The sequence below is a fragment of the Paenibacillus sanfengchensis genome, from assembly GCF_036864765.1.
In the GTDB taxonomy this organism is placed as follows: Bacteria; Bacillota; Bacilli; order Paenibacillales; family Paenibacillaceae; genus Fontibacillus; species Fontibacillus sanfengchensis.
The window spans coordinates 97,116-112,363 of the sequence record NZ_JBAGJC010000014.1 but is presented as its reverse complement, the minus strand read 5'-3'; the positions used below and the strand labels follow the sequence as shown (position 1 = coordinate 112,363).

Here is a 15,248-nt window from a genome sequence, read left to right as displayed (position 1 = left end):
AAAGAGGCTGTCCCAAAAGTAAACTTTGGAACACCCTCTCCAACAAAATAGGATGATATTTGTAAAAAAAGAAGGAGCTAAGCGGGCTGTTTTCGCTTAGCTCCTTCTTTTTTGGAGTCTACGGCGGCTTTCTTAAGCAAATTGTGGGCAAGGGAAAGCCAGCCGACCTCCAGACTTACTTTTTGTAAGCCTCGAAGCAGAAACCTTTTAAAGCCTCGGTTGTTCTTCATATCGCCAAACACAGGTTCCGGCTCGATCATGCGCCTTACGGCCAAGGCATAACCTTCTTCACTGCGGAGTTTTTGCCTTGCCTGGCTCTTTAACCGCAAATACTTCATACTAACTTTGATCTCACGATCACCCTGGGCTTGTGTACACTGCGGCTTTAACGGACAACCCTCGCAGCCGGAGCTTCGGTAATGTCGGTATTCGATTTCATACCCACTTTCTGTTTTCTCCTTACTCCCTCTCCGGAAATGGAGCGTTTGCCCAGCCGTGCATGTCCATGTATCTTGTTCGCTGTTATAGGTCCAATTGTCGATTTTACTAATATCCTTTTGCCATGCCTTACTCTTTTCGCGGTGATAGGTGCTGTATTTGACGATGGCTTCGACTTCATTTTGCTCCAGGTAGTCATAATTCTCTTCACCACCATAGCCCGCATCGGCGATGACGGTGCCCGGGAGCTTTCCTAACTGCGATTTTAACTTTTCAAGATGCGGGATGAGGCAGCGCGTATCGGTCGGGCGCTGGTGTAAACTGTAACCGACAATAAATTGATTTTCGGTGCCGATCTGCACATTGTATCCCGGCTTGAGTTGACCATTTCGCATGTGGTCTTCTTTCATTCGCATAAATGTAGCGTCAGGGTCCGTTTTGCTGTAGCTGTTTCTAGTACCTAAAATTGCTTGTTGTGTTTCGTACTTTTGAAGACGCGGAAGCAAGTCCTTACGGAGGGTGCGCACCGCCTTCTTGAGCGGCTTGTCTTTCGGTTTCTCCCGCAGGCGCTCTTCCAATTGCTTGACTGCTTGCTCCAGCTTCTCACTGGTCATAGTAGAGGACTCACCCAGCTCGAGAAGATCCCGACCTTCGTGAATTCCTTCTTCTTGCTTCTCCGCTTCCTCAATGGCTTCAAATAGGGTCTGGACTTTCTCCTGAAGCTTGGCTTTATGCTTCACCATAGCCTTCCCCCAAACAAACGTATATCGGTTGGCATTCGCTTCAATCTTAGTGCCGTCTACAAAATAATGCTCCAACTGTATGTAGTTCTCCTCTGCCAGAAACTGAAGAACGGCAGTAAACACAGTCTCCAGTGTGCTTTTCATTCGTTCTGATCGAAATCGGTTGATGGTACGGAAGTCTGGGCGCTGACGACCCGCGATCCACATAAACATGATGTTTTCGCGGACAGCTTTGGCGATCTGGCGAGAGGAATAGATGCGCTGTGTGTAGGCGTAAATGATAACTTTGGTGAGCATTTTAGGATGGTAGCTGTCTCGTCCGCCTCCAGGGTAAGACGGGTCGAAGATAGCGTCGTCGAGACGATTTACGGCGGCGTTAACCACGCGAACGAGATGATTTTCGGGGATATCCTCTTCTAAATCCATTGGTAAACAGAGTTGATCCATGGTATATTGAATGTACAAAAGAAACCTCTCCTTTTGGGTAATGGTTGGTGGTACTTCCATTTTACCAAAGAGTGGTTTCTTTTTGTTTGACAAACTAAAAGAGGTTGCCCCTCAGTCATCTATGATGACTTTTGGGACAGCCTCTTGCTCTAAGGCATATAAGCCTTTATTACCGGCTCGCGTCTAAAGGCGCTAGCTTTCACTACGTTTAAGTATGCCGTTGCGCGATTATTACTAGTACCCCGTCAGACAACCTTGATAACATAAAATTCCTGCATATCTGCATGCTTTTTTCCTGTTTGGACTCAAAATTTCTAAATACCTGTAAATCCTCTAAGGAATTTCCGACGAAAACGGCTCGTTTCTCTAAAATCGCTGGAAATGCCTGCAGATTTGCATCTTTTTGGAGTTCGAAGCTTAGAAGCACACTAGGCGCCTCTTTGTATGTGACATATCACTTCGATTAGCCATTAAGCCACCTTTTCCTTTCGTTATACATAGTAGCTTGAACATTCCTATGATAACGACCCCATCAGGTGGTTTTTGCTATAAGCAGCACTACACAAGTGTTTTTTTGTTTCGCACGCTTCGCGAGCTCAACTGGCTAAAGCCCCAAATAAACAGGCTGCCCGTTAAGGACAGCCTGTTTACACCGTATCTTTAATAATCCGTGCGGCTGCTAAGCCCCTGCGCGATCGCCACGCCCGCGCTCGTTCCGAGCCGGGTCGCTCCCGCCGCGAGCATCGCCTCCGCATCGGCCAAGCTGCGTACGCCGCCCGAGGCCTTGACGCCGACGCCCGGTCCGACCGTCTTCGCCATCAGCTCCACCGCCTCGACGGTGGCTCCTCCGGTGGAGAAGCCCGTCGATGTTTTCACGAAATCCACGCCGGCCGATACGGCCAGCTTGCACGCGCGGACGATCTCTTCCTGCGTCAGCAGGCAGGTTTCCAGAATCACCTTTACCAGCGCCTTGCCGGCAGCGCTCTCCACCACGGCCACCATATCGCGGACCACAGTTTCTTCATCCCCGTCTTTCAAGGCACCGATATTGATGACCATGTCCACTTCCGTAGCACCATCCCGAATCGCCTGGGTCGTTTCAAAGGCTTTCACCTCGGAAGCCGACGCGCCCAGGGGAAACCCGATGACCGTGCACACTTTGACCTCCGGTGTATCCTTCAACGCTTCCGCGGCCGTCTTTACCCAGTACGGATTGACGCATACCGAAGCAAACCGATGCTCCTTCGCTTCGGCGGCCAGCTTGAGGATGGCTTCTTTGCCCGCATCGGCTTTGAGCAGCGTATGGTCAATCCGGCTTAATACTGATTGTGTCGTCATAAGAAATACCTCCGCTATTAATATAGGCTGTTAATTTGAACGCCCTCGGGGAGCTTAAACGGGTGGTCCTTATTGATCCGGTCATAGAACATGATCCCGTTCAGATGATCAATTTCATGCTGCATGACGATGGCGTCGAAGCCTTTGAAGCGTAGCTTCAATTCCTTGCCTTCCCCATCATAAGCTTTGATCTGCACCTTCTCGTAACGGGGCACGAAGCCCTGAACCACCCGGTCCACCGACAGGCAGCCTTCGCTTTCCGGCAGATAAGTCATCGCCGTGGAATGGCTGACGATTTTCGGATTATACAGGGCGACCTCGCGGTCGTTCCCCTGGTCGTCCGTTAGCAGTGCGGCAAACATCCGCTTGTTTAGGCCGATCTGATTGGCCGATAGCCCGACCCCGGCCCGAAGCTTGTATTTCTTGCTGATTTCCGGATCCTGGCTGTTCTTTAGAAAAAGCAGCATCGCCGCCATTTCCTCCCGGTCCTCTTCCGTTGGCGGGACGCTTACCGGCTCCGTCACCACGCGCAAAATCGGATCGCCTTCCCGAACGATATCATCCATAGTAATCATATAATCGCTTTTAAATTTACTCATGAGTGAACCCTTCATCCACCTTCATATACAAAATTTTCATGTCAATTCAGACCAGCCCCCAGCTTAGCACGGGGCGGAGGCCATGTCAAAATCAACGTTTGATCTTCATCCCCCAAACCGAATCCTTTTGAAAAGCGGCCGCTTCCCGAAGTTTCTCCAGGCGAATATCCCCCGGATAATGCCGCTCCAGATACAAGGCAAAGGCTTCCCGGAGTCTGATTTCCTCGTCAAGCTTATTATACTCGTTCGGGTGCTTCTCCAGTTCCTCAAGATTCGCTTCCCACAAGGCGAGATCCTCATCCGAGGACCGCTTCTCCCGCGTCCGTTCGCTTAAAGTCCGAAGCTGCCCGTACGCCGCCTTCACTTTGCCGGACAGCTTCTGCTTCTGATTCAGCCAACCCAAAATGACAATAATCAGAAAAAGCCCAACCCATAATAAGATCGCTTTCAAATCTTCACCCCGGTTGTTCGATTCATGCCTAAAGTATCACAGCGGGAAAAACCATGTCAACCAACGCTTGGACCGATACCCGTTATTATGGTCCACAGCCCCGAAATGATGATAAGCACCAGCACCGTTTTTCTGAAAAAACGCTCATTCATTCGGCTGCCCGCCCAAATACCGGTCACAACCCCGGTAATCATCGCGGGGATCGTCCAGGCCAAGGTGGAGGTGACCGTCTTATCCAGCAATCCGTTGTATGAATAACTTATAATGGTGACGATATTCAGCACCAACGCATAAAACGTCAGGTTGGCCCGGAAGGTCTGCTTGTCCGTTCCCTGGTTGGATAGGAACAAGGCCACCGGCGGGCCGCTCATCGAGATGCTTCCGTTAAGCAAACCGCTGGCCAGGCCGGCCGTCACGAAACCCAGCTTCTCGCTGCGGACCGGAAACGAGCGCCCCAGGAGCATGATCGCAGCGAACAGCAGGATCAGCCCTCCGACAAGGACTTTTAGCCAAGTCTCTGATATGTATACGAGCAAGTACGTTCCGAACGGTGCGGCCGCTATGCCCGACAGGATCAGGAGCAGCACTTTACGTACGGCCAGGTGTTTATAGCAAGCCGAGAGAATCGAAATATTCGTGAGCAGGCTCAAAACCACGATGACAGGGACCGTCTGCCGCACCGGCAAAATTTGAAATAGCAGCGGCAGGGACACCAAAGCAAATCCGAAGCTCGTTACCCCCTGAACAAAGCCCGCCAACAGGATGACAAGCATCCCAAGCAAGGTCCACAAGTTTATATCCGGAAGCATGACGATTTCCTCCATTCCACAAATTGGAGAATTATTTAACGGAAATTCGCATTTCAGGTGGATTACTACCGGGTACAATTCCCGTTAATTTGAATCCGGGCAATAGCAGTAACTTGAATCATTATAATAAAGAAAGCCGGCGTTTCGCCGGCTCTCTCCAATTATATTTATTACAGGCTGCGGCTAGTGTTTCAAGATAATCGAGCCGTAGAGCGGAAGATCGACCATGCCCGCCTTAACCTCCCCGGTCTCCAGGTCGGTATATGCCCGGTCGTCCAAGCGGACCTGCGCCGGTTTGCCGGAGAAGTTCAACAGAAACACGTAGTCGCTTACTCCGTCCGAACGGAGTTGGGCGGTCACGCCCTCCGGCAGATCGGCATTCAAAGCCCGGCGGACCCGGGCTTCGCGAATGAGCCGGCCGTACAGCGAATCGTAAAACCCGTCTTCCCGGACGCGGGCCGCCAAATAATAGGCTTGGCCCGCTCCCCGTTGATTTACCGTAAGCACCGGCATTCCGGCGTAGAAATCGTCCCGGTACGTTGCCAACACCTCAGCTTCCTCCGCATGAATCACTTCGCAGAGCTCGTGAATCTCAAAGCTTCCTTCGAACTCCAGCCGATTTGCGGGATTCATCACCAGTGCGTTGCGATCATGGTCGTGAAGGCCGTCGATCTCCTCCGCCCAAATGCCGAGCGTCTGCCGGAGCGGCCCCGGAAATCCGTTAAGATAGCAGAGATCGTGCTCATCGACAACGCCCGACCAGTACGTGACAAGCAAGGTGCCTCCGTTCTCCACGAACTTGTCCAGGCGCTTCCCGGTTTCTTCGCGCAGCAGGTAAGCCATCGGAAGCACGATCAGCTTGTACGGCGAGAAATCATCGCCGGATCCGATGACATCGGTCGGAACTCCCTGCTTCCACAAAGCCCGGTAGTGCTGGACCACCGTCTGTTCGTAATGCAAGCCGCCGTTGCGGGGGCCCTGGGCATCATGGATCGCCCAGCGGTTGTCCCAGTCAAACAGGACGGCCGCTTCCGCCGGCACGTTTGTGCCCAGCACCTCGGTGATTTGCGACAAGGTACGGCCAAGCGCCGCGACATCCTGGAACACACGGGTATGCTCGTGCCCGACATGATCTACGACAGCGCCGTGGAATTTCTCGCTGGACCCGCGGCTCTTCCGCCACTGGAAGTACTGCACGGTATCGGAGCCGTGCGCGACCGCCTGCAGGGAAGATAACCGGTGCATCCCCGGGCGTTTCAGCTTGCTGACCGGCTGCCAGTTGGTTTGGCTCGGCGTGCTTTCCATCAGCATGAACGGTTTCTTCTTGATCGTGCGGAAAATATCGTGATTAAAAGCGAACCAGGATGCAATGCCGACCTCCGATTCCGCTTCATGCCAGGTCGGGTAGGCATCCCAGGAGACGACGTCCACCGCTTTGGCGAACTCGCGGTAATCCAGGCCATAGAACAAGTCCATCATGTTCACCGTGCAGGGCAGATCCGGATTAACCGCCTTGAGCGGCTTGATCTCATGTCTGTAGAAGTCGATCGTCTGATCGGAAACGAAACGCCGCCAGTCCAGGTTGTGGCCATGGACCATCATCTCCCCGTGAGGGGCGGGCGACTCGACCTGGGACCAGGACGTGTACGTATGGCTCCAGAACGTCGTCCACCAGGCCCGGTTCAACGCATCGAGCGAACCGTATTTGCGCTTCAGCCAGGAACGGAACGCTTCCTGGCAATAATCGCAGTGGCACTCGCCCCCGTATTCATTGGAGACATGCCAACCGACGACGGCAGGATGAGAGGAGTACCGCTCCGCCAGCTTGCCGTTCATAATCATTGCCTTTTCGCGGTAAACCGGAGAGGTGAAGCAATGGTTATGCCGCATCCCGTGCAGATTGCGGCGGCGGTTGGATTCCACGCGCAGCACTTCCGGATACTTCTCGGACATCCACGCGGGACGCGCCCCGCTCGGCGTAGCGAGCCATGCATAAATGCCGTTTTCGACCAGCCGGTCCAACACTTGATCCAGCCATCCGAAATGGAAGGTCCCCTCCTCCGGCTCCAGGGCAGCCCAGGAAAATATGCCGACGGACATGACGTTGCAGCCCGCCAGCTTCATCAGCCGGATATCCTCCTCCAGCACCGCCGGGTCATGCAGCCATTGCTCCGGGTTATAATCGGCCCCGTGCATAAAGACTGGAAGCTTGCCGCTAATGGGCGGGAATTTGTGTGTCATTGGATGATCCTCCATTCATTCAAATATATTAGGAATAAGTCTTATCCGCAGCTTTACCGGCGGCTTCCCTCAGCCCAAGTTAGGCATAGCGCAAGCAAAGCGTCTCAGGAGTGAACCGAAAAGGCCTGCCCGCCGTGGAGTCCATTAGGCTGATAAATCTAAAGAAGAATTCCGAAGAGGGCGTCAAATTCCTGCAAATGTGCAGGTTTCTCCAAGCGTTTAGATCCGTAACACCGAAATGCCTGCAAAAATGCAGATTTTTCACCCCAACAATCCCCGTTCCTCGGGAATCATAAGAATTTCCTGCAGATTTGCAGGAATTCATGAAACCGGAGGCCACCGGCGCTCCGAAGTTCCCACGGCCGTCCGGGGCCGAAGTCCACTAACGGAAGCCATAGCTGCTATTTCGCATTTTTAAGGCGAATCGGAAATCTTACGGACGTATTAGTGGCTATTTTGGCAAAACGGGGCCATTCGGGCGGCATGTAAGCACAATAGGTGCTATCGCTTCCGTTAGAACACTCATACCTCGGATTTACGCAAAATAGCGTCTATTATGTACCGTAAGTGAAGTAAAAAAACCGCGATTTCACACCGCCCAGCCGAATACGCCGCATCAGGCCCTTATTCACCTGCCCGCTTCAAAGGAAGCGGGTCGCCGGAAGCGCCCCCGCTGCCCTGCGAGGACGGCGTCGGCCCCCTTGTATCCCCCGGCCTAACCGGGGACGACAAACCGCTGGAGCCGCAGGCTCCAGCCGTCCGTGCTCCGCCCCTGCCCCGGCCGCTTACTTATGAGCCGCCAGGAAGGCGTCGATCTGGCTTTGCAGCTCCTGCTGAATCTTGTCGATGCCGGCGGATTTCAACTGCTTGATCAGTTCCGCATGGCCTTTATCCAGGTCGTTGATGAGCCCGTATTCCAACGGAATCGCATAGCGAAGCATAACATTGCCCACGTTGGCCACTTCATTCTTCACCTTCGAATCGTCGAACACGAACGTTTCGAGCGGGAAGTGATAGACTTTCTCCTGCCATGCCTTGAGCAAGTCGTCCGCTTCCACCGGATATGAGGAATCCGTCCGGTTCAACGGCGAGTTCCAGCCCCAGTTGGAGAATCCGGTGTAGTTGGCCGCGCTCGGCCCCGCTTTGAACTTGTCGTCGCCCACCGGCTCGTAATGCTTGCCGACGATACCGTACATGGTAAGGTCATGAATTTCCTTATCGTTCTGCAGCAGATCCAGCAGCATCAAAGAACGCTCCACGTTTTTGGATGTGGCATGGATCGCCATCCCGTTTTGCGTTGAGATGGCCCCGATCTTTTTCTTGTCCGGTGTCAAATCCACAATAGCGCCCTCAAATTCCGGCTTCTCGCGGCGCATTTCGGCGAGATTGGCGCCCAAGGTTCCCAGCGTATGGGCGTAAGATCCGGTTTTGCCGGCTTTGATATCCTGCCATACATCGTTTTTGTTGCTTACGATATTTTTCGACCAGGCTTTGTTGTCGGCGAGATCTTTATAGTAAGTGACCAGCTGTTTAAATTCCGGCGTATCGTAGACATTGAAAACCTGGCCCTTCTCATCCGTAAGCTTATAGGCGAGCGGGATGCTGTAATCCACCAGATTCCACTCATTTTTCTGCTCCAGCAAAATCTGATCAAGCTCATGCCATTTCCAGCCGTCAGCCGGCTTCGCGCCGAACGCGTTGAATCCCTTCTCGTTGGCCCCGACCGTTTTCACGTAAGCCGCATAAGTTTCCGGGCTGTCGACCGGCTCCAGATTGTATTTTTTGCGCAGGTCTTCACGGATAAATACAACCTTATCGGTCACTTCCCGGTTGTTGTTGGGCACCATGTACAGTTTGCCGTCCACCTTGGCCTGATCCCAGGACACTTGCGGCATGGCTTCCCATGTTTTCGGCATGTAGGTTTTGAGCATGTCCTCCGTCAATTCCAGGAATCCGCCTTTGCGCGCCTGATCATTGTAAAAAGCCCAATTGGCCGTATATACAAGGTCAAAATCTTCATTGGCGGCGAACTTCAGCGGGTACTTCTGCGTCCAGTCCGCCCAGTCCAGGAATTCGGTTTCAACGGTGGCGTTGATCTTCTCTTTCAGGAGCTTGTTCAACTCGCCGAACACTTCATCGTAATCGGCCGGCTTGCCGCCGACGAGAAGCATTTTCAGCTTCACTTCCTTGGACAAGTCCGCTCCATCCGAGGCCGCCGCCGAGTTCGTGCCCGCCGTACCGGACTTCCCGCCCGAAGCGGCATCTCCCCCCTTCCCCCCGCATGCGCTCAGGAAGGTGGATACCGCCAAAACCATCGCCAGCAGTAACAGGAATCTCTTGTTTTTTAGTTTCATGACTAAAGTTCCCCCTAATGATATGAAGTTGGAATCTATCGACAACCAGGTTGCCCTGAGGTCATCCTCATCCTTTAACCGCACCGATGGTCAGGCCTTGGACGAAATAGCGCTGGATGAACGGATACGCCAGTAGAATCGGCCCCGTCGCCACGATGGTCATCGCCATCTTCAAGCTTTCCGTCGGCAGGTTCGTGGTCACCACCGCGCCCGACGCAATCATCGCCTTGCGCATCCCGTCCATGTTGCCGAGCAGGCGGTACAAGTAGTACTGCAGCGGCATCAAATCCTCGTTGGAGATGAAAAGAAGCGCATTATACCAGTCGTTCCAGTAAGCCAGTGCGATAAACAGGCCGATCGTGGCCAGTGCAGGCTTGGACAGCGGGAGAATGAACCGGACGTAAATCTGGAAATCTCCCGCCCCGTCGATTTTGGCGGATTCGATAATCGCCTCGGGAATATTGCTCATGAACGATTTCATCACGATGATGTAAAACACGTTCATCAGCATCGGCAGGATCAGCACGATCAGCGTATCCTTCAGCTCCAGGTAATTGACGATCAGCAGATACCAGGGGACAAGCCCCCCGCTGAACAAGGTGGTGAAGAAGAAGAAGAACGAGAACGAGTTGCGCCATTTGAAATCTTTTCGGGACAGTACATACGCCGTCATTGATGTCAAAAAAAGTCCGAAAAACGTGCCCAGCGCCGTTACCGAGAAGGTCACGGCATACGCTTTCAGCATATCCGCCGGAAACTCGAACAGAATGCGGTAAGCTTCCGTCGAGAACGAGGTCGGTATCAGTTGAAACCCGTTCTCGATAATGCTGCTCTCCTCGGTCAACGAGGACGAGATGACGAGCAAAAAAGGAAATATGCAAAACAACGCCAGAATGGTCAATGCGGTGTAGCCGATCACGGCCAGCATCAGCCGGTCTTTGGATTTCTTTTTGCGGGCGGTCGGAGTGATTTCCGTCCCCACGCCGCCTACTGTCGATGCGGTTGCGTTCATGTCCTCTACCTCCATGGTCAAAATAGGGCGTGATCTTTGTCGTATTTGCGCACGGCGTAATTGGCCAGCATAATGGTCGCAAAACCGAGAATGGACTGGTAGAACCCCGCGGCAGCCGACATGCCGATTTCATTCGATGTAATCAAAGACCGGAACACGAAGGTATCGATGACATCGGTGGAGGAGAACAGAAGACCGTTGTTTCCGACCATGTTGTAGAACATCCCGAAATCGCCGCGGAAAATGTTGCCGATCGCCAGCAGCACGAGAATAATCACCGTTGGCATCAGGTTCGGAATCGTAATTTTCCTAATTCGCTGAAAAATGTTGGCCCCGTCGATCTCTGCGGCTTCGTACATTTCCGTATCGATGCTTGTAATCGCTGCCAAATACATGATTGTGCCATAGCCCAGCGTCTTCCATGCCGACACCAGCACCAGAATGACCGGCCAATAAGCCGCGTTGTTGTAAATATCTACCGACTCCATGCCCAGTTTGTTCAACAGCACATTGATCGTGCCCACATCAAAGTTAAACAAGTTGTAGGAGATAGCGCCCACGACGACCCAGGAAATAAAGTAAGGCAGAAACATCACCGTTTGCGTGATTTTCCGGAACCATTTACCCGCCACTTCGAACAGCAGGATCGCCGCAAAAATTTGCAGCAAATTGTTGACGACGATAAATGCGATATTGTAGAGTGCCGTATTCCGGGTCACCCGCCAGGCGTCCCCCGAATCGAAGAAAAAGCGGAAATTGTCCAGTCCGTTCCAAGGACTTCCGAAAATTCCGCCGGCATAATTGTACTGCTTGAAGGCCAGCACGATTCCCGCCATCGGAATATAGGCGAACAGCAGGAAAAACAGAACGGCTGGAACCAGCATGATAAGCAGGACTCTATATTTTTTTACATCTCCCCAAAAGCCGTGTCCTTTCATCAGGCTTTTCGACTCCCCTCTTGTTGTGTCTGCCTAAATTATAGGGCGGAGAGTTCAGGGCCGATAATTCAGCGGCTCAACTAAAACTAATACTTTTTCCACGATCGCAAAATCGGGCTGATGGACCCTGCGTTATATGTTGTTCCTCTTCCGGTATTCGCCGGGCGTCATGTTCATCAACTGCTTGAACTGCCGGTTGAAATAAATAATGTTCTTGTATCCCATGCGCTCGGCGATCTCGTAAATCCGCAGGGTAGGGTCGTTAAGGAGCTCACAGATCCGTCTCATTTTCCGCTCGTTCAAAAAATCGCTAAAATGGGTTCCCGTCTCCTCCTTGAACAGGAAGCCAAGGTAATTCGGCGTAAAATCAAAATGAACCGCTACCCCTTTTAAAGTGATTTTCTGCTCAATGTTCCCCTCGACATACTGCATGATCTCCTCGATCAGCTTGCGCTTTTGCCGTTGCTTCTTAACGTAGAGCAGCTCGGACAGCTCGTAAAATCTTCGCCGCAGCCAGGATTTGATATCCTGAACGGTTTCGAACTGAAACAAAATAACCGGTTGATGGGCATCCCATTTCAAAAGCTCATACAGGTTCTCCCCCAGCTGCCTCAAATCCGAATGCAGCTTCGTCGTAATGCGCAGAATCAAGTCGTAAACTTCGTTTTTGCGCGCAAACGAGGCGTGGCGTTGGTGGAAAATCTCCTCCAGACAATCATCCACGGCCACCAGGTCGTATTCCAGAATGGCGCGCAGCATATTGTCCAAAATTCCTTCCACATTGGGCAGAGGCTGCTCCCCGTCCGGAACCCATTCCACGACATCCCAGGCGATCACGCGGTTTTTGCCCAGCAGCCATTTGATGCTGAGCGCGGCCTCGGCCTGGCGGTAGGATTCCCGCAGCCGCACTTCATCCTTCGCGGACTTGCCGACTCCGACCGTTACGGTTAAAGGGAAGTTGGCATTGACCGCGGCGAGCAAACCGGTCAACTGTTCGATGAAATCTCCTTCGGGGATGGAGGACAAAATCAGGCACCTCGTCTGCTCGCTGCGGAAAAATGTCCCCAGCATGTTCTCCTCCACATAACCGCGAATGAAAGAGGTTAACCCGTAAATCCGGTCATGCCTCTCCTTGTCGTCCAACCGGCTGATCTTCCATTCCACATCGTCAATCTCCGCCAAGGCGACCGCCGTTCCAAACCGCAGCAGGGGACGGAGATTGTCCAGAATGTGAGCCTCCACCGAGCCGGAGGCCAAGTCATTGAGCCAGCGCAGCAGCAGCTCCTCCCCGACGGCAGACCAAACGGCCGAAGCGGAGCGGTTCTCCTCTCTCTCCCGCTCCACCGCCTTGCATAGCGTATGCAGCATATCGTACAGCTCGCGGTCTTCCACAGGCTTCAGCAAATAACCGGAAGCCCCCAATTGGATCGCCTTCCGAGCGTAGTCGAAATCCTCATGGCCGCTGATAAATACGATTTTGGCCAACTCGTTCATTTCCTTGGCACGACGGGCGAACTCCACGCCCGACATGATCGGCATGCGAATATCGGACAGGATGATGTCCACCCGCTCCTGTTCGAGGAATTTCAACGCGTTGAACCCGCTGTTTGCCGTACCGATCACACGCAGGGAAAACGGCAGCCCGCTGCCCGCGATCCGCCGGCACAGCCATTCCAAATCCACCGCTTCGTCATCCACCAGCAACACATTGATATCCATAAATCGTCGTCCCTCCGGTTGAAATAGCCTATTGCTCTTGAGCATAGCCTACGGCTGACAAACTGAACATAAACTTTTTCAATGAAAACCCATACTTTTTCACCGATCGTCTTCACAGCGCTCCCCGCCTTTCACGTCCGGGAGAAGAATTCTCACTGTCGTTCCGGCCCCGAATATACTTGCGATCGTAATGCCGTAGTCCTCGCCGTATCTGAGCTTGATCCGCTCATCCACGTTTTTGATGCCGTATCCCTCGGTCTGGGAGGGGGCCGCCAGCAGTTGCTTAACCGTCCCCGGCCTCATCCCGATTCCGTTGTCAATGACTTTGAGTTCAATGCCCTCGGCCATTCGGCGGCCGGTAATTCTGATCGCGAGATGGTCCCCGAACCAGGCATGCTTAAACACATTTTCCACAAACGGCTGAAGAATGAGCTTGATGACCGGCACAAGCAGGATATCTTCCTCCATGTCCACGTAAACCTCAAATCGGTCCGCATATTTTACCCGTTGAATATCGAGATAGGTCTCGACTTGGCTCACTTCGTTTTTCAGCGGCGTCAGCACCTTGCCCTGATTCAACGTCAGCCTGTAAAACCGGGACAAGCCCTGCACCATATCCGTCACTTTCCGGGTCTCGCCCAGATTGGCCAGACTGCTGATCGTCGACAGTGTATTGTATAAAAAATGCGGGTTGATCTGGGCCTGGAGCGCCTCCAGCTCCGCCTGCTTCCGCTGCAAGCCCTGGACATAAACGCGATCGATCAACTCCTCGATATTTCCGGCCATCGCGTTAAACGCGTCGGCAATATGGACAAATTCGTCATTTCCCGAGAACGCGATCCTTTTCCGGAAATTCCCCTCCTGAAACGAACGGACCTGACGGACGATCCGCGCCATCCGTCTTCCCGAAATTCTCGCCACAACCGCCCCGATCACGGACATCCCCGCAAAACTTAACACACACACCGCGATAATCGATTTTTGCAGCTTGCTGGTGTCTTTGGTCAAATAGGCTCTGGGCACAAGGGTTTCGATTTTAAAAGAGGTCCCCGGGATCGGCTCGTGCAGGCTCAAGTAAGATTCGCTCCCGGCTTCGGGCCCGGCTTCTCCGCGTTGATACAAAATTCCGCCTCCCTGGGCGGTATCCACGAGCCGCAGCGTGATCCCTTCTTCCACCGGGAACGTGGCGAAATTGCCGAACAGATCGTCCAAGGAGGCCGTAATGCGGATATAACCGATCACGGTCTTATAATCGCTGAAAGACACCAGCCGGCGGATGTGGGAAATATTCCCGAGGCGTTGATCCGTATCGATCTGCAGCCAGATATTATCCTGTTCGGAATCCCGGTAAGCCAAATACCACAGGCTCTTCTCCACCTCTTCGAGAGGCAAAATGTAATAGTCGCTGCCCTTGATCGGTTTTTCCAAATCGTCCCCCGGCACCAGGTTGAGATCCGGGTTCATCGTGTACAGCATCAGCCGGATGTCGTTGCCGAATAATTGCAGCGGAGCCGTGATTTGCGGAACGATTTCGTCGAGCATGACCAGGTAAATCTCGTAGGGTTCCCCTTTGGCTTGAAGGGCCCGCTGAAAAGAGAGGCTGCCGAACAGCGTGTCAGACATCCGCTGGATTTCGTCCATCTGATACCGGATGTTGTCCCTGGCCTGCTCCATGCCCGTCCGGATATTCGTTTCCGCCATCTCGGTCCGGGACTGGACCAGCATGGTAAAGGCGATATAACCGATAATCACGTCCGTGATTAACACAAGCAGTAAATACGGCACGAGCATTTTATAAGTAAAAGGGATGAATTTCTTCATTAATTGCGACCTCGCTATACTCTGTAAGTCCGAACTTAAAGTTATATTGGTTGAACTAAAGAATTGGCGTTGGGCAAGGATGTGATAGGATTTCGGATATACGCTGCCAACATTCACAATTGTAGATATAAAGTACCACCGTCCGAGTCTACAACATTACCGGGAAAATCTCCCGTTAATGTACCGCTCTTGGCTTTTCGATCAGATTTAGCCGGAAAAGTGCCATCTATTTCGCGGCCCAAGGGCCGATATACGTACCGAATTAACGGGAAGAATTCCCTTTAATTCGAACCAAACATTTAGTTGCAGGTCAAGAGTGTGAAAAGAAGCCTTTACAC

At 52.7% G+C, this 15,248-nt stretch carries 11 protein-coding genes; all 11 read right to left on the bottom strand.

The features are described 5' to 3' along the window. Positions 1-77: 77 nt before the first annotated feature. The gene (locus V4U84_RS22355; RefSeq protein ID WP_334077428.1) at positions 78-1,646 is read right to left on the bottom strand and encodes an IS1182 family transposase; all 1,569 of its coding nucleotides are present in this window, start codon (positions 1,644-1,646) and stop codon (positions 78-80) included. Between the two features lie 642 nt (positions 1,647-2,288). Next, positions 2,289-2,966, bottom strand: coding sequence for a deoxyribose-phosphate aldolase (gene deoC / locus V4U84_RS22350; RefSeq protein WP_334075505.1), 678 nt, complete (start codon positions 2,964-2,966; stop codon positions 2,289-2,291). Positions 2,967-2,983: 17 nt separating this feature from the next. Further along, positions 2,984-3,565, bottom strand: a complete 582-nt coding sequence (gene def / locus V4U84_RS22345) for a peptide deformylase (RefSeq protein ID WP_334075504.1) — start codon at positions 3,563-3,565, stop codon at positions 2,984-2,986. 91 nt (positions 3,566-3,656) lie between these two features. Beyond that, positions 3,657-4,016, bottom strand: coding sequence for a hypothetical protein (locus V4U84_RS22340; RefSeq protein WP_334075503.1), 360 nt, complete (start codon positions 4,014-4,016; stop codon positions 3,657-3,659). A 56-nt stretch (positions 4,017-4,072) separates the two neighbouring features. Beyond that, the gene (locus V4U84_RS22335) at positions 4,073-4,825 is read right to left on the bottom strand and encodes a sulfite exporter TauE/SafE family protein (RefSeq protein ID WP_334075502.1); all 753 of its coding nucleotides are present in this window, start codon (positions 4,823-4,825) and stop codon (positions 4,073-4,075) included. Positions 4,826-5,008: 183 nt separating this feature from the next. Next, positions 5,009-7,066, bottom strand: a complete 2,058-nt coding sequence (locus V4U84_RS22330) for a beta-galactosidase (RefSeq protein ID WP_334075501.1) — start codon at positions 7,064-7,066, stop codon at positions 5,009-5,011. Positions 7,067-7,851: 785 nt separating this feature from the next. After that, positions 7,852-9,420 (bottom strand): ABC transporter substrate-binding protein, encoded by a 1,569-nt coding sequence (locus V4U84_RS22325; RefSeq protein ID WP_334075500.1) that lies wholly within the window; start codon positions 9,418-9,420, stop codon positions 7,852-7,854. 67 nt (positions 9,421-9,487) lie between these two features. After that, positions 9,488-10,348: a carbohydrate ABC transporter permease gene (locus tag V4U84_RS22320; RefSeq protein WP_334075512.1), complete on the bottom strand. Its 861-nt coding sequence runs from the start codon at positions 10,346-10,348 to the stop codon at positions 9,488-9,490. A 101-nt stretch (positions 10,349-10,449) separates the two neighbouring features. After that, entirely contained in the window at positions 10,450-11,370 is a 921-nt protein-coding gene (locus V4U84_RS22315; protein ID WP_334075499.1) for an ABC transporter permease, read from the bottom strand. Positions 11,371-11,502: 132 nt separating this feature from the next. Then, positions 11,503-13,089 carry a response regulator gene (locus V4U84_RS22310; RefSeq protein ID WP_334075498.1) on the bottom strand — a complete coding sequence of 529 codons (1,587 nt, stop codon included), beginning with the start codon at positions 13,087-13,089 and terminating at the stop codon, positions 11,503-11,505. 99 nt (positions 13,090-13,188) lie between these two features. Next, a complete protein-coding gene (locus V4U84_RS22305) occupies positions 13,189-14,910 on the bottom strand; it encodes a sensor histidine kinase (protein ID WP_334075497.1) in 1,722 nt (573 codons plus the stop codon). Between the last annotated feature and the right edge of the window lie 338 nt (positions 14,911-15,248).